General features: G+C 37.1%; 19 protein-coding genes. 8 read left to right on the top strand and 11 right to left on the bottom strand.

Annotated elements, in window-relative coordinates; translation table 11 throughout:
• The first annotated feature begins 126 nt into the window (after nucleotides 1-126).
• Nucleotides 127-2028, top strand: a complete 1902-nt coding sequence (locus tag RBU59_RS05495) for a right-handed parallel beta-helix repeat-containing protein (protein ID WP_308146875.1) — start codon at nucleotides 127-129, stop codon at nucleotides 2026-2028.
• 83 nt (nucleotides 2029-2111) lie between these two features.
• Here the strand turns inward: RBU59_RS05495 and RBU59_RS05500 are convergent, their stop codons facing one another.
• From RBU59_RS05500 to RBU59_RS05510, 3 genes are all read right to left on the bottom strand, one after another.
• The gene (locus RBU59_RS05500) at nucleotides 2112-3020 is read right to left on the bottom strand and encodes an AEC family transporter (RefSeq protein WP_308146876.1); all 909 of its coding nucleotides are present in this window, start codon (nucleotides 3018-3020) and stop codon (nucleotides 2112-2114) included.
• A 161-nt stretch (nucleotides 3021-3181) separates the two neighbouring features.
• Nucleotides 3182-3712, bottom strand: a complete 531-nt coding sequence (gene yfcE / locus RBU59_RS05505; protein ID WP_308146877.1) for a phosphodiesterase — start codon at nucleotides 3710-3712, stop codon at nucleotides 3182-3184.
• Between the two features lie 71 nt (nucleotides 3713-3783).
• Entirely contained in the window at nucleotides 3784-4698 is a 915-nt protein-coding gene (locus RBU59_RS05510; protein ID WP_308146878.1) for a LysR family transcriptional regulator, read from the bottom strand.
• 227 nt (nucleotides 4699-4925) lie between these two features.
• Here RBU59_RS05510 and RBU59_RS05515 point away from each other — a divergent pair, with 227 nt between their 5' ends.
• Nucleotides 4926-5054, top strand: coding sequence for a hypothetical protein (locus RBU59_RS05515; RefSeq protein WP_308146879.1), 129 nt, complete (start codon nucleotides 4926-4928; stop codon nucleotides 5052-5054).
• 56 nt (nucleotides 5055-5110) lie between these two features.
• Nucleotides 5111-6316: a sodium ion-translocating decarboxylase subunit beta gene (locus RBU59_RS05520; RefSeq protein ID WP_308146880.1), complete on the top strand. Its 1206-nt coding sequence runs from the start codon at nucleotides 5111-5113 to the stop codon at nucleotides 6314-6316.
• 134 nt (nucleotides 6317-6450) lie between these two features.
• On the opposite strand, the gene RBU59_RS05525 is transcribed toward RBU59_RS05520, so the two are convergent.
• Entirely contained in the window at nucleotides 6451-6789 is a 339-nt protein-coding gene (locus RBU59_RS05525; protein WP_308146881.1) for a P-II family nitrogen regulator, read from the bottom strand.
• A 243-nt stretch (nucleotides 6790-7032) separates the two neighbouring features.
• Complete coding sequence (locus RBU59_RS05530) at nucleotides 7033-8286, bottom strand: ammonium transporter (protein WP_334307742.1); 1254 nt, start codon at nucleotides 8284-8286, stop codon at nucleotides 7033-7035.
• Nucleotides 8287-8560: 274 nt separating this feature from the next.
• Here RBU59_RS05530 and RBU59_RS05535 point away from each other — a divergent pair, with 274 nt between their 5' ends.
• The 3 genes from RBU59_RS05535 to RBU59_RS05545 all read left to right on the top strand — a co-directional run bounded on the left by RBU59_RS05535 (nucleotide 8561) and on the right by RBU59_RS05545 (nucleotide 12212).
• Nucleotides 8561-9928, top strand: coding sequence for an ISNCY family transposase (locus RBU59_RS05535; protein WP_308143379.1), 1368 nt, complete (start codon nucleotides 8561-8563; stop codon nucleotides 9926-9928).
• A 389-nt stretch (nucleotides 9929-10317) separates the two neighbouring features.
• The gene (locus RBU59_RS05540) at nucleotides 10318-10749 is read left to right on the top strand and encodes a MarR family winged helix-turn-helix transcriptional regulator (protein ID WP_308146883.1); all 432 of its coding nucleotides are present in this window, start codon (nucleotides 10318-10320) and stop codon (nucleotides 10747-10749) included.
• Nucleotides 10750-10763: 14 nt separating this feature from the next.
• Entirely contained in the window at nucleotides 10764-12212 is a 1449-nt protein-coding gene (locus tag RBU59_RS05545; RefSeq protein ID WP_308146884.1) for an MFS transporter, read from the top strand.
• Nucleotides 12213-12304: 92 nt separating this feature from the next.
• Here RBU59_RS05545 and RBU59_RS05550 read toward each other — a convergent pair whose 3' ends face one another.
• The 5 genes from RBU59_RS05550 to RBU59_RS05570 all read right to left on the bottom strand — a co-directional run bounded on the left by RBU59_RS05550 (nucleotide 12305) and on the right by RBU59_RS05570 (nucleotide 19208).
• Nucleotides 12305-13738 (bottom strand): serine hydrolase domain-containing protein, encoded by a 1434-nt coding sequence (locus RBU59_RS05550; RefSeq protein ID WP_308146885.1) that lies wholly within the window; start codon nucleotides 13736-13738, stop codon nucleotides 12305-12307.
• 252 nt (nucleotides 13739-13990) lie between these two features.
• Nucleotides 13991-15511 (bottom strand): hypothetical protein, encoded by a 1521-nt coding sequence (locus RBU59_RS05555; RefSeq protein WP_308146886.1) that lies wholly within the window; start codon nucleotides 15509-15511, stop codon nucleotides 13991-13993.
• A gap of 18 nt (nucleotides 15512-15529) precedes the next feature.
• Nucleotides 15530-17239, bottom strand: coding sequence for an extracellular solute-binding protein (locus RBU59_RS05560; RefSeq protein WP_308146887.1), 1710 nt, complete (start codon nucleotides 17237-17239; stop codon nucleotides 15530-15532).
• A gap of 109 nt (nucleotides 17240-17348) precedes the next feature.
• Entirely contained in the window at nucleotides 17349-18257 is a 909-nt protein-coding gene (locus tag RBU59_RS05565; protein ID WP_308146888.1) for a carbohydrate ABC transporter permease, read from the bottom strand.
• 9 nt (nucleotides 18258-18266) lie between these two features.
• Nucleotides 18267-19208, bottom strand: a complete 942-nt coding sequence (locus RBU59_RS05570; protein WP_308146889.1) for an ABC transporter permease — start codon at nucleotides 19206-19208, stop codon at nucleotides 18267-18269.
• Nucleotides 19209-19437: 229 nt separating this feature from the next.
• Here RBU59_RS05570 and RBU59_RS05575 point away from each other — a divergent pair, with 229 nt between their 5' ends.
• Nucleotides 19438-20502, top strand: a complete 1065-nt coding sequence (locus RBU59_RS05575) for a response regulator transcription factor (RefSeq protein ID WP_308146890.1) — start codon at nucleotides 19438-19440, stop codon at nucleotides 20500-20502.
• Nucleotides 20503-20525: 23 nt separating this feature from the next.
• Nucleotides 20526-22289, top strand: coding sequence for a sensor histidine kinase (locus RBU59_RS05580; protein ID WP_308146891.1), 1764 nt, complete (start codon nucleotides 20526-20528; stop codon nucleotides 22287-22289).
• Nucleotides 22290-22509: 220 nt separating this feature from the next.
• Here RBU59_RS05580 and RBU59_RS05585 read toward each other — a convergent pair whose 3' ends face one another.
• Complete coding sequence (locus tag RBU59_RS05585) at nucleotides 22510-24294, bottom strand: phosphoenolpyruvate carboxykinase (GTP) (protein ID WP_308146892.1); 1785 nt, start codon at nucleotides 24292-24294, stop codon at nucleotides 22510-22512.
• Nucleotides 24295-24369: the final 75 nt, after the last annotated feature.

Raw genomic sequence — 24369 nt, forward strand, 5'->3', positions numbered from 1 at the left:
ATTAAAGTAATAATAAGGTAAACTAATATGTAATCAATGACATAGATAGATATTTTAAGACAAAATATCATTTTTTGTCATAAAATTAGAAAATGGCAACTAGCAGTAATACGAGAGGGATTAAAAATGAACAAAAAATTTTTCTATGGTTTTATACTTGTAACAACAGTTTTTCTTTTATTTCAAAAGCCAATTCAGGCAGAAGCGCGTCAGAATAAGGTGGTTTCAGCTGAGTCAGGAGATACTTCGGCTGAACTTCAAAAATTACTTGATTATAATAAAGACGGATCTTATAATCTGACTATTAATATACCCTCAGGCACTTATGATCTTAGAAGTGAATTGACAATCTACAGTAATACTACAATTAATGCTGATGCTGACGCAAAATTAAACAGAAATCATCAAAAAGGAGCCCTTATAGCCAATGATTTGAGCAAGGATAATGGTGGTTATACCTCCGGAGAAAATATTACTATAAAAGGTGGTATCTGGGATTCCGTCAGTATCTCAAGAATGAATAAGGGCACGGAAAGTTTTCGGTTTATTCATGCTTCTAATATTACGATTAAGGATGCGACCATTCGTAATGTTCCTAACGGCAGTCACCTGATTACTTTTGCAGGAGTAAAAAACAGTCTGATTGATAATTGCAAATTGTACGGTTATGTAGGGACTATGGCCAAAGAAGCAATACAGCTTGATATCGTTCACAGTAAAACCCTTGTGCCCTCCACGCAGGCAGCCAGTATTAAGTACGATGATTTAGCCTGTGACGGAATACAGATCACTAATTGCGATATTCGAGACTATCCCAGAGCGATTGGTTCCCATATATCTATAAAAGGTGTCTTTCATAAGAACATTACAATTTCTAATAATAATTTACTAAATCTTAGAGAAACAGCAATTAAATTATACAATTATCAGAATGTTCAAATAAGCAATAATACAATAAGTAATACAAGCGTAGGTGTTCTGGTATACACCTATCTCAGCAATCAGAGTGCCCATTATCTTCCTGCGCTGCAAGATACCATAAAGGAACCTCTTCCAACAAATTATAACATTGTAATTAAGAATAATAAATTTTATCATATATTACAGCTTAAAACTGGTGATTCCTATTCCTGGGGTGAAGCTATCCGTACGATTGGTGTTGCTTCGAGACCTTTAAATGGAGTAACAATTAAAAATAATACAATCGCTGACATTGAACGTTATGGAATCCTGATGCAGCAGTCACCGAGCAGTTCTGTTACTAATAATACGATAAAATCCACCTCCAACAGCGGTATTTATCTCATTAACGGCTGCGACTATTCAGTGATTTCTGGAAATAAACTGGCGCAAAATGGCAATGTCAAAAACTCTCCTGCAGGAGGAATCGGGCTGTCTGCTTCCAGTAACGTAACCGTATCGGAAAATACAATCACTTTACCTGCAAACGATGGTATTTATCTATATAATAACAGCGATACTTGCGCAATTACCAATAATACGATTACTCAGGCTAAGAACAACGGTATAGCATTATATAGTGAATCTAATGAATCATCCGTAATGAATAATATAATTAAAGATTATAATAAATTTGGTATATATACTTCAAAAATTAATTCGGCCATTGTAAACTCCAATGAAATATATGGCAGGCTGGGACGAAGCCAGGATGGAATTCATTTATTAGGTAATAATGAAATCACCAGCAATTATGCCTTAGAAAACAATCATATTGAAACAACAAAACGATACGGCATTTTTATTGACGGTGCACTAAATTGTTATGTGGGAAGCAATACCATATCAAATACTGCAAAAAACACAGTATATGTGGCTGATAATAGTGACGGTAGCGGGACAATTTATGACGAGTCGGAAGATACCGATGATTCAGAAGATATTGATGATTCAGAATACATAGAAGATTCAGGGTATACAGAGGATTCAGGATATATTGAGGATTCAGGAACTTCAACATATGGTAATAATAATATGACCCAAAAAATAAGTAAAACTTATAATTAAAAAGAAATGGCTGTTGCAAAATCCTTACAACTTCACCTGCAAATTCGTAAGTGAAGTAAAAAGATATTGCAACAGCCATTTAATTATAAGATAAGACACCATAAAGGTATTGTTATCATAGAAAGTAAAGTAGTAAATACCACACATTTGGTGGCAAAAATGGAATCGCCGTCATACTTAGCTGCCAATATAGCGGTTGTACTCCCTGCAGGCATCCCGGCTAAAAGTACAGATACTCCTGTTAACAGATCATTGATCTCTAGTATTTTGCAGGCAGCAAAAACCAGCAAAGGTATCAAGATAAGTCGAATAAAAGCATAATAGATTGCTGTCCTGTTAACTATGGTTTTAATATTTACTTCTGCTAAGATTGTGCCAATTAATATCATGGATAAAGAAGTCGTACAACTGCTTATATTTTTTATGGTATTTTCTATAAAAACCGGCAGCGGTATCTGAAAAATCATAATTAACAGGCCTATGTACACTGCGACAATACAAGGATGTGTGACCACCTTTTTTACTATGGTTTTTCTGTCCGGGCTTTCAGTAAAATAGGAAACACCTGCAGACCACATAACAATTCGCTGCGGAATTAAATAGATAGAAGCTAACAGCAGACCATTTGTCCCAAAAACTCCTTCCGCTATGGGATTTCCCATAAAACCCGCGTTAGAACACACCGTTCCGTATTGCAGTACTTTCTTAAACCCAGAGGTTTGTCTGTTATACAAAGTATTACTAAGAATCAAACAACCAAATTGTATGAAACAGGATATCAAAAGTATAATTATGAAATTTTTTAATACTTCCAGATTAAATTCAATAAAAAAAGAATTTATTATATTACAGGGAAGTACTAAGTAAATGACTATGTCAGTCAGAATAGCCGTACCCTGTTTGGGTAGTACATTAACTTTCCTTAATATTAATCCTACCGCAACCAGCAGAAACAGCATACCCTGTAGATTAATCAAATTGCTAAAATCCATTATAGTTTCCCCCTGGACGTCTAATATTAATTACAATAGTCTCTATTGTAACCGAAAAAATAACTATAATGGAAATACTTAATTTTTGCAAGAGCTCATTCTTATTGTTTTAAACTCACTCTTCTGGCATTTTCCATTCACCTGTCAAATATAACCGCTAATTATATCTTGTATGGTTTGCCGTCAAGATCTTTCCATACAAATTCCTCTTCCAGTATGATATAACTATGGGCACTGTTTTCTTTCGGTATGGATACTGAGCCCGGATTGATATAACTATAGTCTCCCCAATCTTCGTATTTAGGGATGTGGGTATGCCCGTTTAATAAAATATCACCTTTTTTTAACAATGGCTTGTCTGTCTGATTAAACTTATGCCCATGGGTTGCAAAGATCATACGGCTGCCAAGATAGAGAATACAATATTCTGCCATAATTGGAAATTCCAGAACCATCTGATCTACTTCCGAATCACAATTTCCCCTAACACATAATAAATCTTCCTTTATACCATTAAGCATTTCAATGACCTTTTTAGGTTCATACTCCTTGGGCAGATTATTTCTTGGTCCATGATATAGCAAGTCTCCTAATAAAAGCAGTTTATCTGCCTGTTCACGTTTATATGCTTCAATCATTTTATGGCAATAATAAGCGGAACCATGTATATCCGACGCAATCATTAATTTCATAAATAAAACCTCCTAAAGTTTAACCCTAACTGTGATTATTATAAATGATTCCTTCAAAAAGTTAATATCGATTAAGTTTTTTCGTCACAATAATAAGAATTACATACTAACTCTAAGACTTCAATAAATTTCTTTACACTTACCGATAAGTATTTGTTCTTATTGTAAATAAGACTATATGGATATTCTAAGGTAATATCTTCTTTCATTTTCAATTCCTTAATAAGCCCCATTTTAATATCTGATTTTACAGAGTAATAAGGCATCAATGCAAGTCCCAAATCTGCATAAATAGCAGATTTAATTGCATCGATACTTCCAAAATACATACTTATATTTTCCGGCAGATTAAAAACATTCATAATATTTTTATAATACGTATATAATTGGGAAGTTTTGCTGTGAACTACAAAACTATACCCTATCAAATCCTCTTTGCCGATATATTCTTTTTCACATAATTGATTACCCGGCGATGCCACAAAAATCAATTTATCGCGAATTAATTCTTTTGAATAAATATTGGAATTATAAACACAGCTGCCTCCGTTAACTGCTACATCAAGGGTCCCATTTTCCACTAAATTAGTTATTTCTGATGTATCTGCTACATGGAGGTTGACTGTTACTAGCGGATACCTTTTCTTCATTTCACCTATAATTTTGGGCAAAATATAGGTTCCTGGTGTATTACTTCCGCCAAGATTTATGGTTCCTGCAATTTCTTTCTTCTGTTTTAATATATCAAATTCCATTTCATCCATAATGTGAAATATTTTTTTCGTATATTCATAGAGCATATTACCTTCTTCCGTTAAGTTTATTTGATTGCCCATTTTATAGAAAAGTTTCAAATCAATTTGATTTTCTAATTTCTTAACCTGGATAGATAACGCCGGCTGACTTATGTGAAGAATTTCTGATGCCTTTTTAAAACTTTTATATTGTGCCACTGTATTAAATATTTTCAGATAATGTATTTCCATATTTTTCACCCTGTGAGATATTTTTATGTCTCTTGGCCTTAAAGTCTTTATATAATATTAGGCCACCCGCAATATAAAACTTTATCTTGTTAATATTTTGTCATTGCTTTCCAGATAATAACTTTTATTTATGGGCCTCTTTTATAATATATATTAGTATTGTATTTATTATAATAGTATAATTACCATGACAAAATTTTTATTTAATAACGAAAGGAGAAGTTATTATGACTGCAGCTATTCTTATACCAATAAAAGTATTCGGTATTGGTTTTATTATTTCCATGGGTATTTCCGTATTAATTAAGTTTTTATTAGATGTCATCAAATTATTTTCAAAAAATTCAACTGACTGATATACCCAATAATTTGCATTATATCATAATAAACAATAGAAAGACAGGTATTTCTCATGAATATTTTAGATTTATTTCAGGGAATCGGCACTATGTTTGCACAAAATGCTCATATCGTTATATTCCGAATCCTACTTATTTTACTAGGTATCCTGTTAGTTTACCTTGGAGCAAAAAAAATATTAGAACCTCTTATTATGATTCCTATGGGTTTTGGTATGTCTGCAATTAATGCCGGAGTTTTATTTTTGGAAGCCGGAAAAATCGGTAATCTATTTATAGATCCCCTTGTTACTAAAACAGATTCTTTAATGAATATTATGCAAGTTGATTTTTTGCAGCCAATCTATACTTTTACATTTAGTAACGGTCTTATTGCCTGCCTTGTATTTATGGGAATCGGTGTTATAACCGACATTGGTATGGTATTGGCACATCCCTTTATTGGTATGATAATTGCCATGTGTGCTGAGCTTGGTACCGTTACCACTTTCCCGATTGCAAAGTTAATGGGATTTACTGACGGTGAAGCTGCCGCTGTATCCATTATCGGCGGTGCAGATGGTCCTATGGTGCTTTTTACTTCTCTTACATTAGCTAAAGATTTATTTGTACCAATAACAATCGTTGCTTATCTTTATTTAAGTCTAACATACGGTGGATATCCTTTCCTGATACGTTTACTTATTCCTAAAAATCTTCGTGGGAAAGTTATTGTTAATAAATCAACAAAGGTAAGTAAAATTACCTCAAAAGAAAAGCTTGTTTTCGCAGTGGTTGCAAATACACTTTTATGTCTGCTCTTTCCGGTAGCTGCACCATTATTTTTAAGCTTTTTTATAGGTATCGCAGTACGTGAATCTGGCCTTGAAAAATATACGTCTTTAATTGAAAATGTATTTCTGTACGCATCTACTTTCTTTTTAGGTTTAATGTTAGGCGTTTTATGTGATGCAAGTACAATTCTTAACCCTAAAATACTTAAATTGTTACTTTTAGGTATGCTTGCTCTGTTATTATCGGGTATCGGCGGTATTCTGGGCGGTTACATAGTATATCTTTTTACAAATAAGAATTTTAATCCGGTAATCGGTATCGCTGGTGTATCTTGCGTTCCGACAACAGCAAAAGTGGCGCAAAAAGAAGTATCTAAGGCTAATAAGATGAGCTTTGTTATGGAGTATGCCTTAAGTGCTAATATTTGCGGTGTAATCACAACCGCAATATTAACCGGTATCTATGTTACATTAATAGCCCATTAATAGCTAAAATATAGTTTGGTATTTTATTCTAAAAACAACGTTCTTATTAATATGCTATAAGAACGCTGTTTTTTTATTAGTTATTCTATCACTATAATTTATTACTTTCTACTTAAATAATTACTTTCTTCCTATTATAATGCATTATTTCCGCGTTCTTTGGTTCTGATACGTATACAATCCAGTACATCCGACACAAATATTTTTCCATCACCAAATTCACCGGTTTCCGATACGGAGATAATCGTATCAATGATCTCATCTAATCTCTCATCGGGCACAATGATTTTAATTTCTATTTTAGATAAGGTATTCATAATTATAGTGTTACCTCTGACATACTCAGTAAAGCCATATTGCTTTCCACATCCAAATACCTGATTAATTGTAATACCATTGATTTTCTTTTTCAGTAACTCATCTTTTAAGGGCTCCAGCTTTTCCGGTCTGATAATCGCTTCTATTTTCTTCACTCTTATATCCTCCATTCTAAAATATATAATGATGGCAATCATGAAACTTACATATTGTATCTATATATCATGCAATTTATACAATTTCAAAGCTGAATCTTACCCTGCGGGCAACTGAAGCTAGAAACAAGTATCAATTGTATGGCAAATTCAAAAAACTATTTTGTTTCATAATTGCCTAGTATATAATGAAACAGTTGAAACAAGTTCATTGTTGCAATAACATATACGAATGTTTATTATTTAATCTAATCCGTTAAAAGAGGGATATGCAAGTTCACTATGCTGCGTTAAATCCAGTCCTAAAGCTTCTTCTTCTTTCGTTACTCTTATTGCCATGAATTTTTTCATTATAAACAAAATGATAAATGTAGCAATTGCTGCAAATGCTATTGTAATTACGATACTTATTATCTGAACGATGAATAATTTTGTACTGCCAAAAAATAATCCATCCCATTGTGCAACGGAATTTATTGATTTTTGTGTAAATAACCCGGTTGCTATACCACCCCAGATACCACCGATACCGTGACATCCAAACGCATCCAGGGCATCGTCATAACCGAATTTTGCTTTCACTTTCGTCATTGTAAAATAGCAGATGGGGCTTACTAAGGCACCGATAATTATGGAAGCCCAAATCGGAACGAATCCTGCTCCAGGTGTAATTGCTACCAGCCCTACTACTGCTCCTGTAGCAGCACCTAAAACAGTTGGCTTACCATGTATCACTTTCTCCAAAAGCATCCAGGATATTAAAGCCGTTGCAGCAGAGATATGTGTTGTAAGTATAGCATGTACCGCCAAGCCATCAGCAGCTAATGCACTTCCTCCATTAAAACCAAACCATCCAAACCAAAGCAGACCTGCGCCGATAATAACAAATGGAATATTATGAGGTTTATAGGAAACCACTCCATATTCTCTTCTTTTCCCTAACATGATACACGCTACCAGTCCGGATATACCGGAACTTATATGTACTACATTGCCGCCGGCAAAATCAACAGAACCAATTGCCCTAAGAAATCCTCCGTCTCCCCAAACCATATGTGCTAAAGGATAATACACGATTACAGACCAGCAGACAATAAAGATAAACAATGCTTTAAATCTCATTCTACCTGCAATAGAACCGCAGATTAAAGCCGGCGTTATAATTGCAAACATCATTTGAAATGCTGCAAACAAAGTTTCCGGTATCGTACTTGAATAAGCTGCATTGGGATCCATACTAACTCCATTAAAAAATACATGACTAAAATCTCCGATCACGCCTCCGTGATCTGCTCCAAAAGCTAAAGAATACCCGAATACGATCCATAAGAGAGAACCTACTCCACAGATAAAAAAGCAAGACATTAAAGTATTTAACGTATTTTTTCTTCTCTCCATTCCTGCATAAAATAATGCCAGTCCCGGTGTCATAAGAAAAACAAATGCAGTACTCATAATTACAAATGCGCTGTTTGCTAAGTTAATTTCCATAATCATGCAACCCCTTCTTTGGTTTTTTAGATAAAAAAATAGACGACATACTTTATGTATAAAAATACATAAAGATACATCGCCTTTGACATAAGAGTATTATATATGTTTTTAATCAAATGTCAATTATTTTTTTTAAAATATCCGAGTCATATGATTCATTTATGATAATGTCTTAGTGTACCACAAATGATTATGTCCCAATTAGTCGTTCATATATTATAATAGAACCTCATGACTTAGAAATGAGGTGGACACAATCAGAAAGGTATTACTAACAATGGACGAAAACCAAAAGTACGAGGTCATTAAAAAACTCGTAGACACAAATGGTAATAAGAAAACAGCTGCTCTTAAAATAGGTTGTTCAGATCGACACATCAATCGCTTAATAAAGGGCTATCAAGAACAAGGTAAGTCTTTCTTTATTCATGGTAACCGAGGGCGACAGCCGGCCATTACTCTTCCTACAGATACAAAACAGTTAATCTTGGACTTATATCGTACCAAGTACAGTGACTGCAATCTGACCCATTACTCTGAACTTCTCAAAGAAAAAGAACATATCAGTGTATCTGTCAGTGCCATTACTTCTATTCTTAGAAAGGAATACATCCTTTCTCCTAAAGCAAACCGTTCTTCCAAGAAAGCGGTAAAAAAAGCACTAAAGGCTATTCAATCAAAGACTAAGTCTAAAAAGAAAGCAGCTATTATTCAAAGTTCCATCATGGATCTGGAGGATTCGCATCCTAGGCATCCTAGATGCGCGTATTTCGGTGAAATGCTTCAAATGGATGCGTCCCTACACCTTTGGTTTGGGCAATTCAAAACACAACTCCACATCGCCGTTGATGATGCCACAGGGCAGATTGTTGGCGCCTACTTTGATGAACAAGAAACATTAAATGGCTATTATCATGTTCTCTATCAGGTTCTTAGTAATTATGGCATTCCATATCAATTTTTTACTGACAACCGAACTGTATTTGAGTATAAAAAGAAGCATGAAACCTCTTTAGAGAAAGATACCTTTACTCAGTTTGGTTATGCCTGCAAACAATTAGGAATCGACATTCGTACTTCCAGCGTTGCACAAGCAAAAGGGCGGGTTGAAAGAATGTTTGGCACTCTTCAATCCCGCCTTCCTGTTGAACTCCGACTTGCGAATGTAACCAGCATTCAGCAAGCCAATCAATTTCTCCACACCTATATAAAGAAATTTAATAAGCAGTTCGCTTTACCTATTGATAGTATCAAATCTGTGTTCGAAATGCAACCAGATAGTGATAAAATCAATCTGACGTTGGCGGTATTATCTTCTAGAAAGATAGATAACGGAAGTTGCCTGAAATATCAAAATGAATACTATCTTCCTGTAAACAGTCAAGGAATCGCTGTACACCATCGTAAGGGCACCACAGCAATGGTAATTAGATCATTCAATGGTGAACTTTTTAGTTGTATTGGTGAGCAGGTTTATGCACTTGAGTTACTTCCGGAACACAAGCTTTCTTCAAAAGCATTTGATTTAGCGACCATTCCGGAATTACCAAAAAAGAAATACATACCTCCTATGAACCATCCTTGGAAGCAGGCATCATTTGAAAAGTACGCTAAAAGTCAATTACATAGAAAAGATGTAGCTTAACTGATATTTCGAAGTCTGTAGGTTTATTAAGGTTATCCAAATACCGACTGAGCTATGGATTTTCTCCTAAAGTACTATTTAAAACTAAGCACCAGAAATCTGGTGCTTATGTTTAAACTTTTTGAGGACATTTTCAAAAACGGTTGACATTATTTTTTTTAAAATATCCGAGTCAATATTTTTTTTAAATTATCGATACAATATTGATATTTTTTTCACAAAAATACGGCCCATATATTTACAAAATAGCGACTAATACTTATGCTTCTACAATATAAATGAATTCTGAATATAACAAAATCCAAACAATTTAGTTGACAGGTCAACTAATTGTAGATATAATAGTTGACGTATCAACTTTTGAGAAATCATTTGAAAGTAGGCTTTATATGAATCAAGGGAAACTATTAACAAAGAGAATATCACATATTTCTAAATACACACAATTCCATATGGATGAAGTTCTAAAACCATATAATTTGAGCAGCGGAACTTATCCTTTCTTATTAGCTTTATGGCAGAATGAAGGAATTAATTTAGAAAAGATAAGCAGAGAAATGAGAGTAGATAAAGCTTTATCAACCCGTAATATTCAAAAGCTCATTGAATCTGGCTATTTGGAAAAGTTATCGGATTTGAACGACTGCAGAGCATACAGACTTTTTCTCACCGATAAAGCGAAAGAGGTAATCCCAGTCATTAAAGATGAAATCCATCTATGGATTAGCAGTATTACCCAGGATCTTTCTCAGGAAGAAATTAAATTATTGGATACCATGTTAGAGAAAATTTTATTAAGAGCAGAAGAAAAAAAATTATAAAAAGGTGGTCAGCTATGGATATTATCACATCAGAAAGTACAATCCATACCAGTAAAAGATGGAGTATTTTATTAATAATTGTTTTATCAATATTTATGTCAGCATTAGACGGCAGTATTGTTAATGTCGCATTGCCTACCATGGCAAACAGTTTAGGGGTTACATCAGCGGCTATTGCTTGGGTAGTAAGTGTTTATCTTATTGCAATCTCCGCTACTATGCTGTTATTCGGCAGGTTAGGTGATATTTTCGGAAAAACTGTAATATTTTTATTCGGAATCGCTTTATTTTCTTTAGGATCTCTTCTTTGCGGTCTTACGTATTCTTTAGGAGTTCTCCTCATAGCCCGTGTCATTCAGGCGATTGGAGCTGCGGGGATGATGGCTAACAGCCAGGGTATAATAACACAGGTATTTCCTGTTAAAGAACGCGGGAGAGCTTTAGGGCTGAGCGGTACCTTTGTAGCTTTAGGGTCTTTAGCCGGACCATCTTTAGGTGGTTTAATCGTAGCCTATACCAGCTGGGAATATATCTTCTGGATTAATGTTCCGGTTGGTATCATCGTATTTATATTAGGAATTAAACTGCTGCCTCGTTCTGCTAAAAGGACTGATGAGAAAGTCGATCTGTTAGGAGCCATATTGTTTATTATTACCATTGTGCTTTTATTTACTGCATTAGGTCAAATTCAAAATATAGGATTTAAATCCCCTGTAATTTTGTTATGCCTCTTGATTACGGTAGTTCTATTCATCCTTTTTCTTGTAGTAGAAAATAGATCGGAAATGCCTTTACTTGAGTTAGAACTATTCCGAAATAAATGGTTTTCCGTTAGTATAATCTGCGGTTTTATCAGTTTTGTAGCTATCTTCTGCTCCAATATCGTAATGCCGTTTTATTTGCAGGATATACTACCGTTTACCCCCGGACAGGCAGGAGCATTTTTATCCATATATCCTTTAGTTTTAGCGCTGACAGCCCCTGTAAGCGGGTATCTATCCGATAAAATCGGTTCTGAAATCTTAACATTAATGGGACTGACGCTTACAAGTTTAGGACTATTTCTCATGTCCACCCTAAATGAACATCCATCTTATGTTGCCATGGGTATTTTTGTAGCGATTATGTCTTTAGGAAATGGATTGTTCCAGTCTCCCAACACCTCACTTATTATGTCCACCCTGCCTAAAAATAAATTAGGAATCGGTGGAGGTATCAATGCCTTTGTTCGTAATTTAGGTATGATCTGCGGGATAACATTAGCTACCACTCTTTTATATGGCTGTATGAGCCGTAAATTAGGATACCGCGTAACGGATTTTGTTGAGGGTGAAAGCGGTGTTTTCATCTTCGGCATGCGGGCAGTTTATATTACTGCTGCTTTTATTTGTTTGGTAGGTGTACTTATTACTGCCTTCCGATTGTTTTCCAGGAGAAAAGAGAAATTAAACTCTATGCATTAATTGTTCAAACAAAGTTACTTCCCTTATACTAAGAAAAACCTGCCCTGTTATAAATCAATTTTCAGGACAGGTTTTTATCTTGATACATATGCTTATTTTCCTAAGGTTTTGTTCCATCCGGGTTCCTCAAACCCAACATTACCTTTTGATTCTACTATAAGTCCCTCTTTGCTGAATGTAAATCGGAATTGTTTCGCAAAAGGAGTTTCAACTAACCGGCATTGGATTAATAAGGTAGTATTATTTAGCCAGATACCGGTAAGCCTGGCCGGCATTTTACGATCAAAACATTCAAGATAACCGGCAGTCCATGTTCCAATCCCGGCCTGTAATGTCTGCTTTTTACCCCTGGCGGTAATATGTAGATGTATGACATCTTCATCAAATGCAAAAGAGATTGATTCAATATGATCTTCATTATCATCCAGGGTAAAACATTTACCCGCAATCTCTTCTGCCATCTCAGAAATTTTATCTCCCTTGGGCAGTAAAACCTTTAAAGTATTTAACTTATTCATAAGTTCCTGAGAAACTGCACTTTCCGGTAATTTAGCATCACATATTCCTGGCAGTAAATGATCCCATAAAAGATTAAGAGGAATCTGCATATCTTTTAGTCCACTGGTAATAGCTACAACCATGTCATAATCCGGCATTACGATGCAATATTGTCCGAAAGCTCCATCTCCCCTGTAAATATTAAAACGGCAGCGCCAGAATTGATATCCATATCCTTGACACCAGTCGCTGTTTGAATCATTTCCATTACTGATATGGGAGCAAGTTGCTTCTGCGATCCATTCTTTCGGAAGAATCTGCACTCCATTAAGAGAACCCTGGTTTAAATACAGCTGACCAAACTTAGCAATGTCTTCTGTTCGAATACTTAATCCAAATCCACCAGTATTATAACCCATTGGACATTCTTCCCACTTTGGTTCTTTAATCCTTAATGGTTCAAAAAGCCGCGGCCGTAAATAATCTATTAACTTTACTCCGGTAACTCTCTGAATAATGACAGATAACATATAAGTAGCTCCCGTATTGTACAAAAAGTGAGTACCCGGTTCTTTCTCTACCGGTACATTTAAGAAAGCTTTAACCCAATTACCATCTTCACTTTCCTGTAAAAATTCCATTGTATCAACTACATGTCCGGTTGACATACTAAGCAAATGTTTGATACGCATCTCTGCCAAATAACCCGTTGGATCAGGACACTCTTTTTTAAAATAATCAGTAACTAGATCATCCACAGTCAGTAGTCCCTCAGAAACGGCTAATCCAATGGCTGTAGAAGTAAAACTTTTGCTTAGGGAAAATAGCATATGTGGCATTTCCTTAGCGTAAGGCTCCCACCAGCCCTCTGCTATCACTGCCCCATGTCTCATTATCATAACGCTGTGAAAATCCTGATCCATGTCCAACGTTCTGCATTGCGAAACAGCGTCTAAGAAATCTATAATAGCTTCAGATTTGACCCCCTGCTGTTCCGGTGTGCTAATGTTAAATTGAAACCCATTCATAATGTAAACCTCCTATGCTTTTTAAACTTTTAATTCTGTTTTTATTCGTTTCGGTTAAATAACTATAAGCTTCATTACTATTGTTTACTTGTACCATTCGTGTATAGCACAATATAATTTTACCATATATTAACAAAGAAATAAATATAAATTCAAAAACATTCAGGTATTAATTCTTATTGTTTTGCTTAATAAATAGGGCTGCCGCACTAGTGCGACTGCCCCATTCAAATTGGTCCTATCTTAGTCTCTTCATTTTTCAAGTTGGCAGAGCATGAATCCCGGTGCCGACAAATCACCTCTGTCATTATCCAACCATCCATTTTTCCTAATCAAATCAAAATCAATTTCCAACTCAATATCACCTTTTTTTACCAGTTCTGTCACGTCAACAGCAGCTTCCCTGCACAGATCCTGCAGATATATTCTTCCGCTCACCGCTTCTTCCAAAGGAATTGTTAGTTTCCCAAATTCGCCGAAAATACCGATTGGCTTGGTAAAAGAGGCAAGCCGCATTGTAATGTCAGCCCTGGGCGTATAAATTTTTTGCTCTCCCAGTGTCCTTGGCATGACAGCCAGGCTGACAGCTCCCGTCATGGGATGTCTGCTGCAGGCCAGGAAAGGTTTCTCATCCTCCCATGGGGTAACAACAGGGCGTTCCATATTCCTGGTGATAATATATGGGGCACTTTGTTTAATGATTTCCTCTGGTTGGATCATGTTCGCAAGCCACCCGTCTGCCTCCGGCCCATCCACCGAATTCGTCCAGTCTATCAGATTCTCACCACTGGCCCGATTAATCGTTTCCATAGCTCCAAAAGGCGGGGCAATCCGCTGCCAATGGAGTACACGCTCTACTTCATTGTACTTCAGCCCAAATTCCAGGACATCTGTCTGTGTGCCCCCCCAGCAGGGGTGACGCATCACCCCCATAGAGCATCCAAGACCTGCCCCAAGAAGCAGTGCATCCTCCACATTTACAATTCCTGCACAACCATATTTCTTCCGATAGACTGTCTGCAGTAAAGCCCAAGTCCTGGATATTGTCGTACTATAGGTAAATTCCTTCACAATGTCATAGGTACGGATATAATCACTAAAAGACAATAGTTCTTCTGGATAAATCTCATTTCCTTCATTTCGATCCAACGGTCCCCGACAGGACGCATGCTCAATCTTTAAGTCTGAAGCATACTGCTTTACAACTCTAGTCATCATATCACGGTAAGCAGGAGCCATGCAATGATATCCCCAGTCAACTTTCCAGTAATCAATACCGGCTTTCCTGGACAAAATCGCTTTTTCTTTCCAGTAATCCTCCGATTGCTTTAGCGATAAAGGTGTTTTCTCACTTTCCCCTGTTGCGTTGGCACAAATCCACAGGCCCAATCCACGGTAGCCTAGCTCGATTACAGCCTTTTTCATTTTGTACAATCTTTCTTCCGGTGTTCCTGTAAAATTCGGAAACTTTTCTTCGTTTAGTTCCAAACTTCCAAATACACTTACCTCACCGTTACCCGGTGTACCCGGCGGTACGTCCCAGCCATCATCCAAAATGATGTACAAATCTTTCCTTATCGAATGAAAATAATTATTAAGTACACCATTTTCTGCAAATAAAAACTCCTGTGTTAGTACATTTCGCAGATTTACGGTATCCTTACCGTCTTCCGCCGAATTGAGACGAAATTGCGTATCCCAGCTGCACCAATAATTTCCGGTATCCGGTCCATAATCCGGAATTAAATTTATCTGACTTTTCTGTCTGTCCATAGTATTTACCTTTTCCCTTTATTTCATTGCACGATCATACCTGGCCTGATTAATTTCAATCAGATCATCAAGTCCTAACTCTTTTAAATCCTGAAGATAAGAATCCCAGTCGTCCAGACTCTTTTCTCCCATGATCAACTTGGTTAAAAGCTCTGATGCATAGGTTGCTAAATCATTACTGATTTCATTTGTTCTGCTGATTTCATCCAGCGTCGGAACTGCATAGGCGGTCTCATCATGAAATAATCTGTGATCCGGGTCATTAATGCCTTCCAGTGTAAAATCATATTTACCCTCCGCATTATTTTTCACCCCATTATCTTTAGCAAACTGAATGGTATTCTTCATTTCACCGCTTATATCTTTATTCAGTTCAAAACGCGGGAAAATAGAGTTATTGGTCCAAAGCGCCATTCCCACAGCATCCGTATTTTCCAAGGAGCCGTCAATAATATTGCTGATATTTCCATCCACCATCTTATAGCTTACACCCTCAATCCCATATTCCGTAAGTTCAATACTCTCTTCGGATACAAGGTAATCCAGAATCTTTGCAATTGCCGCCTGTTTATCACTATTAGAGGATACAGCATAAGCACGCGAGCTTGAATTATATTTATTTTGTCCTCTGAATAACGGCACCTGTCCCTCTACCGCCTGGATACGGAACGGTACATACCATGGGTATGCTGCGCTCTCCGGTACGGTAATGGATGGTTCCAGCCACATTTCTGTTCCCCAATCAGAAATACCGGCAATCTGATTATTTGCCATATACGTATTGAATTGATTATCCCTCATCTTTAAAAGTCCTGCCGCATACAGCTTTTGCATGTAGGTAATATAATCCTTTACATGCTCCTGGTACCAGGGTGAGGTCACCTTATTACCCTCCTGAGAATTGATAAATGTAAGACCGATCCCCAGTCCGAACCACTGTGCGATATCCGTTGAAAAACTGCCCAAATCCAGACTGATAAATTCATCGGCTGTACCACTCTGATTCACATCTTTATCCTGAAACTCTTTCAGCACGTTAAAAAATTCATCCAGCGTTGTCGGGATTTCTTTACCAATTATATCCAGCCAATCCTGCCTTAATTGAAAACCGAGTATAGAATTGGTTTCCTTTTCTTTTTGATAGTTTGAAGTACCAAAATCGGAGAGCCAATAACATTTTTCATCTTCCAGTTTCATATGATTAAAGAAATACTTTCCCGCTTCTGTAGAGAAAAATTCTTTGGCCGGTCCTTCCGAATACTGTTCCCAGATATCGCTGATAGGTTGGATCTGTCCCTGTTTTACCAGATTAATCTTTGTCTTATCGTCAAGTGGTGTGATGTTAAGCATATCATACTTTGCGAATTGACCGCTGGCAGCCATAGTCTGACAGGTAGTTTCATATTGATCCGGTTCAATTAAATCCAGCTCCAGCTTCACACCTTTTGCTGCCAGATCATCTGTCAATTTCTTCCATCTTCTACTCTTTCCTTTCGTCGACCAGTCCTTTAAAGTAACCGTCCTGCCATTAGCACCTGTAAAAGTATAATTTGAGCCAAGAATTTTTACAGTACTCAGTTCCTGTCCTTTCGTACCCTGTTCTTCCGAAACAGTTGTTTCTCCAGGGACTGTCTGTGCTGCCTGATCCGTTTTTCCACAGCCGGTTAAACCTGCTGCCAGAATAAAACTCATTGCTATGGCAATCATTGTATTCATCTTTTTTCTCATTTTATGTACCCTCCTTTTAGCATTTTCTATCAAAACCCCTGTCTGCAGGCCGCCAATAACTTCTGCTGCTTTAGCCACCTATGGGGCAGATATTCAAGTCCATCCTCTGTTACTCTTTTAAAGACCCTAGCATAACCCCTTTCACAAAATATTTTTGAAAAAATGGATATGTAAACAAAATCGGCAATGTTGTAAAAATAATCATAGCGTATTTTAACTGTGCGCCAGACATCTGCCTCTTTACCATCTCTGCTGCCATTTCCGGGCTTAGTACCTCAGACACTTGTCTTGTACTCTCTACCAGAATTCTTCTTAAAAACAACTGCAACGGCTGCCAATCGGTTCTTGGCAGATAAATCAATGCATTAAACCAGCTGTTCCAGGTTCCGACAATGGTGTAAACTGCTATAACTGCCAGAATCGGTTTTGACAAAGGCAGATAGATATCCTTTAAAATTCTCAGGACTCCGGCACCGTCGATTTTGGCAGCTTCTCTCAAACCCTCCGGTATACTGGAAAAAAAAGCTTTCATGAGAATGATATTCCATATGGAAAAACTGGCCGGAATAATCTGAGATAACGGATTCCCATACAATCCCAATTTAGTGATCAGAAGAAAAGCAGGAATCATTCCCCCGCTAAAGTACATAGGAATCAATAGAAACATATTTACATATTTTCTTCCCATTAGCCTCTTGTAGGTCAGCGGATAAGCAACCAGAACACTGGTAACCAGCATGAGAAACGTCGTTGGCACTGTATAGAGAATCGTATTCAGATACGCCCTCCACATCTCCCAGTCTCCCACCAGCATTTTATAGGCATCCAGAAAAAACCCTTTTGGGTACCAGTATACATCCATTCTAGCAGCTGCTTCCGGTGCACTGACAGATAATATCAGTACGTAATACATCGGATAGATCGTAATAATACAAATTGCAATTACAAGAAGATAAATGAAAATTGTAACAAACCGATTACCCTCTTTTATTTTGCTTCTTTTTGTAATACTTCTCATAATCTCCTCCTACCATAGACCGAATCCGGTCATTTTGTTGCTAATCTTATTAGCGATAAATGTAAGTACAAAACCGATAGCTGACATAAACAATCCCGCCGCCGCCGTATAACTATACTCCCCAGAAATAATTCCTAACCGGTATGTATAGGTGCCGATTACGTCTGCCACATCATAGGTTGCCGGAGAATATAACAGCAGGATCAAATCGCTGTTAGTACCCAGAATACCGCCAATTGCCAGAATCAAATTGATCGCAATAATATTTTTGATTCCAGGCAATGTAATGTAACGGCATTGGTGCCAGCGGTTTGCTCCATCAATTTTAGCCGATTCATATTGGCTCTGATCAATGGATGCAATGGAAGAGATATACAGGATACTGCCGAAACCAAATCCCTTCCACACATTTGTAATCGTATAAATCGTAGGAAAGGCCAATGCCTCATTTCTCCAGTTTTTATTGGGCAGCCCAAACACGTTTGTAAGAAAATTGGTAACCATTCCTCCCTCGTCAATAAAGGAGAGTACCATACCGGCCACTACAACGGTGGAAATGAAATAAGGCATATAGCTGGCTGTCTGCGCAAATTTTTTTAATTTTAACCGTTTTATCTGATCAATTAACAATGCAAATAGTATTGGTGCCGTGAAACCAAATAGTAGATTTAGCCCGCTTAAGACTAATGTATTTTTAATCAGCCTGCCAAAATATTTTCCCTCTATGAATCGTTGAAAATGATCTAACCCAACCCATTGCACATTCCCACCAAAAAACGGCGCACCTGGCAAATAATCCTGAAATGCTATTATCAGACCGAACATAGGTCCATAACAAAAAACCACAATCAGAACCAAAACCGGAAGCATAAGTCCATATAGCTGTAAGTTTTCCCTTATCACTGCTTTCGTTCTTTTTTTTTGTATCCTTTTTTTCTTTCCTTTTTGCAAATTTCCTCCTCCTTTAAACATAAAGCAAAGGTTTACCTTTCCTGTTTATCTGAAATATTTGCTTTCTTGCCTATTATAATCTTTCGTCTTATCGTTTATCAATGTGAATAATTTTCACCTGATTTGAATTTTTTTAACTGTAAAAGGCCAGTCATTGACAATTGCCTTTGTTCTGATAGAATGAATGTACAGAGCAATAATCATATAAAATCATTTGGAGGAAATAAAAATGAGTTCTTCTTTTAAGATACTTTTGGTAGATGATCAGAGATTTGTATTAGAGGGGCTGATAGAACAGCTCAACTGGGAACGTTTTCAAGGTGTCTTATGCGGAAGTGCCGCAAATGGAATTCAGGCTATGGAATATCTTAAAACCTGCTGCCCGGATGCTATTATTTCCGATATCAAAATGCCATTTATGGATGGGATCGAGCTTGCCAAACACGTGGATGAATCCCCTGAGTTGTCCGGTATTCCGGTTATTTTGCTGTCCGGTTACCGAGAATTCGAGTATGCCAAAAGTGCTATGAAATATCATGTGAATCACTATATACTAAAACCGGTCACTCGCCAGAAAATAGAACAGCTGGAAGATATCCTGACAGAACTATATCAGGCCAGGGAATCCTCTCGTTCAAAATTAATAGAACTAACTGAATACAATTACCAGAAAGAAATTTCTCTTGCACTTAACAATCATGATATCAGCAAGATTGAAGACTTTTTCCATTCACGTCTTTACCAGGAATGTATGTCCGGAAAATATTGCGACCTCATGGGCGGAGGACTTTTGAATCTTTTGTTTGACTTTCTTTCCGACCTCCGTGTAAACTCAGAGGCGATTCAGTCCTCCCGTTCTCATACATTGGAAAGTTTTTACGAGCTGCCCAATTCGGCTTCTAAATTAAATTATGTTGAAACTACTTTTTTTGACATGCTTAATCTGCTAAACCATCAGAAAAGCAGCAATACAGACGCATTGTATCGATATGCACTGCAACACATCGAAGAACATTTTACAGATTCCAATTTTAATATTTCATTTCTGGCTACGAAAATGAATATTACCCTTTCTTATCTGAGCACGATATTCAAACAATCTGCCGGAACGAATCTGAATGTATATATCACAGGCAAACGTCTGGAACATGCAAAAAAACTATTGAAAGATCCACAATATACTATTTCCGAGGTCGCCCATCTGTCCGGCTATGAAGATCCAGGTTATTTTTCTTCCCTGTTTCGAAAAAAAATAGGTATGAATCCATCTGAATATCGTAACTGCCAACTCTGAGCAAACAACAACGAGGATTATTCATGAGAAAAAAAATGTTTCTTACCCTGTTTTGTGGTTTATCGATTATATTCTTTATTTCCTATTGCCTGATTTACATAATCTTCCGTTCTACCCTAATGAACGAAATTGAGCAGAAACAGGCAAACCTGCTCGCCTTTAATGAAACCATATTTACTAATTATGTAGATTCTTTCAATATGGTTCCTTTTCAACTGATCAATGACGAAGAATTTGGTAAAGCACTTAATACAGACAGCCCGGTATATCTCAAGATGTTCCGAGCTAAGGTACTCATTCGGAAAAAATTTGAAAAATATCTGAACCAATTGCTTTATTCTTCCAGTATTACATGCAGTTTCACATTCTACTTACAAAAATCCATACCTCTGGCTAACTACTTTGATTCGCAGACACTTTCAGATAATTCTGAGATGCTTACCAGCCAAGTATATTCTACAGAAGCAATTTCACAGGAAGAATGGTACCAACGTACTATGTCTGTAACATGGTCACCTTATTTTTTCTTGAATGAACATACTGATGAACTGTGTTATGCCAAATGTATCCAAAATTATTATCAGCAGAAACCTTCCAAGGAAGGTATCGGTGTGATAATTATCAGAATTCCAGTTGATTCTTTATTTGATAAACTTTCCCTGGAATCCATTACACCGCATAGTTCTATCTTTCTTATAAATGAAGATGATAAGATACTGTACCAGAGTGGTGAACCAATCGAAAACATTTTAACCAGTGACCTTACCGCCTGCGGCAATGAGAGATACTCCCGTACAATGAAACTTGCCAGTAAAAAATATATCATAAATACAGTTTCTGTTAACGACGACCTTTTTCTCACTTTACTCACTCCCTTCTCCGATATTGAAGCTATGGCAAGACACTCTTTACGTACCTATATCTGGTTCTCCATTTTTACGTACCTGATTGTGATATTAATTCTATATGTAATTTCGAAAAAAATCACTGCTCCTGTTATATCTTTTGCACATCTTATGGGCAAAGTTGAGGACAGCCGTACCTTTGACATATCTCGCCTTTCTGAATTCAGAGATGCGGAACTTCAGGTTCTATGTAACAGTTTTCTGGAATTAATTCATAGGGAAAACACTTTAATCGAACAAATTTATGAGGAAAACCGCGCAAAAAGAGCAGCTGTCCTTCATGCACTGCAGGCACAAATCAACCCACATTTCCTATATAATGCATTGGATGTTGTAAGCTGGATGGCATTATCACGAAAAAATGATGACATTGCAGATGTAATCTCCTCCATAGCCAATTTAATGCACTATAGTATCTCTCATCCGGATGATACCGTTTCCCTGAGAAAAGAACTGGATAATATACAGGAATTTATCCGTATATATCAGTTGGAATGTCCAATAGAAATTCAATTAAATATACTGGTGCCGGATGAGACTATTCTTTTGCAAATTCAGATTCCGAAATTTATCCTGCAACCATTAATTGAAAATGCGATTCTACATAACCCTGACATTACTTCGCTCCTGATTGAAGTTCATATTAAGCAGAGCCCTGAACAGCTTTCCATCACCGTTATTGATAACGGATCCGGTGCTGACCCGGAAAAACTGAACGCTTTCTTATGCTATGAGGAAACGGATCTTAAAGTAAGTAACGGATTTGGTATCCGTAATGTTAACGAACGTATACAGTTGCATTATTCCAATAACAGTTGTCTGTCGTACAAGAAAGACCTGGACGGAAGACTGATGGCAATCATTACACTTTTTTATCCATAGTTAATCTGCCCTTACACAAACGCTTCCGATTTCTGTCTTATCTGTGGCGCCTGTTATTCTATCCATTACTGTTTCCTCCATTCCATCTGCCGGGCATATTAAGGGAACTAATGCCCAGTGTGGTACAAACCAGGGACATGGACAAATGAGATAAAGTGTTCTTAATTAAAAAAACCGGCATATAGTAATCTATATGCCGGCAAATATCTGTTATTTATTATTAAGCTTTTAATCTGCCTTCAAGAGCATCAAGCTGAGCAGATAATTCTTTTGGAAGTTTTTCGCCGTATTTAGCGTAATGTTCCCTAATAGAAGCAACTTCTTTTAACCACTCATCTTTATCAACCTTAAGAAGTTCTTTCATATCATCTTCACTTACATCAAGACCTGTAAGTTCCAGTGCATCCGATGTAGGCATGTATCCGATAGGAGCCTTAACAGCTTTGCCTTCTCCGGAAACTCTTTCACAAATCCATTTAAGAACACGGCTGTTTTCACCAAATCCTGGCCATAACCATTTGCCATCTTTATCTTTACGGAACCAGTTAACATAGAAGATCTTTGGTAATTTATCTTCGGTTGACTTTTCTCCGATGTTTAACCAATGCTGTAAGTAATCGCAAACGTTATAACCGAAGAAAGGAAGCATCGCAAATGGATCACGACGTACCTGTCCGATATTATTGGAGATAGCTGCAGCTGTGATTTCAGAGCCCATAATAGAGCCCATGAACACACCATGTTTCCAATCAAAACTTTCATGTACTAAAGGAATTGTACTTGGACGACGTCCACCAATTAAGATTGCAGAAATTGGAACTCCTGCTGGATCTTCCCATTCAGGTGCAATTGCAGGGCACTGTTCAGCCGGAGCAGTAAAACGTGCATTTGGATGAGCTGCCGGATCTTTAGAATCCGGAGTCCAGTCATTGCCTTTCCAGTCAATTAAATGTTCAGGAGCATCTGTTCCGATCCCTTCCCACCAAACATCTCCATCGTCAGTTAATGCAACATTTGTAAAAATAGTGTTTTTCTCAGTGCTGTGCATAGCATTAGGATTGGAATCATAAGATGTTCCAGGTGCAACACCGAAGAAACCTGCTTCAGGGTTAATTGCATATAGACGGCCATCTTTACCAAACTTCATCCAGGCAATATCATCACCGATAGTTTCAACTTTCCAACCAGGAATTGTCGGAACAAGCATAGCTAGATTTGTCTTACCGCAGGCACTTGGGAAAGCACCTGTAATATACTTCTTATTACCGTTAGGATCTGTAAGACGAAGAATAAGCATATGTTCTGCTAACCATCCTTCATCACGTGCGATTACGGATGCGATACGAAGTGCAAAGCACTTTTTACCTAATAATGCATTCCCGCCATAACCGGAACCATAGGACCAGATAAGTCTTTCTTCCGGGAAATGACTGATGTATTTCTTTTCAATCGGAGCACAAGGCCAGGATGAATCTTTCTGTCCTTTTTCCAGAGGAGCACCTACGGAATGAAGGCAAGGTACGAATTCTCCGTTACCAAGAGCTTCCAGAACTTTCTTGCCCATACGAGTCATGATACGCATGTTTACTACTACATAAGGACTGTCTGTTAATTCAATACCAATCTTAGAAATTGGGGAACCAATAGGTCCCATGGAGAATGGAATAACATACATGGTTCTTCCCTTCATGCATCCCTTATAAAGCTCTTTCATAGTCGCTTTTAATTCATCTGGATCAACCCAGTTATTGGTAGGACCTGCCTCTTCTTTAGTCTTAGAAGCGATAAATGTCCTGTCCTCTACACGCGCAACATCAGATGGATGACTACGGAATAAATAACTGCCTGGACGTTTTTTTAAAGGTACTGCCATTCCAGAATCAACCATCTGCTTCAGCAGGCGTTCATTCTCTTCTTCGGAACCATCACACCAGTAAATATCATCTGGTTGGCACATTTCTGCCATTTCTTTTACCCATTCTTGCAACTTCTTGTTTTCTGTCATAAAAGTTCTCCCTTTCAGATTATTAATTTATGTTATTGCGAAATTGCAATAGCAAAGCTATCTATAAATCAATAC

The organism is Anaerocolumna sp. MB42-C2 (assembly GCF_030913705.1).
GTDB lineage: Bacteria > Bacillota > Clostridia > Lachnospirales > Lachnospiraceae > Anaerocolumna.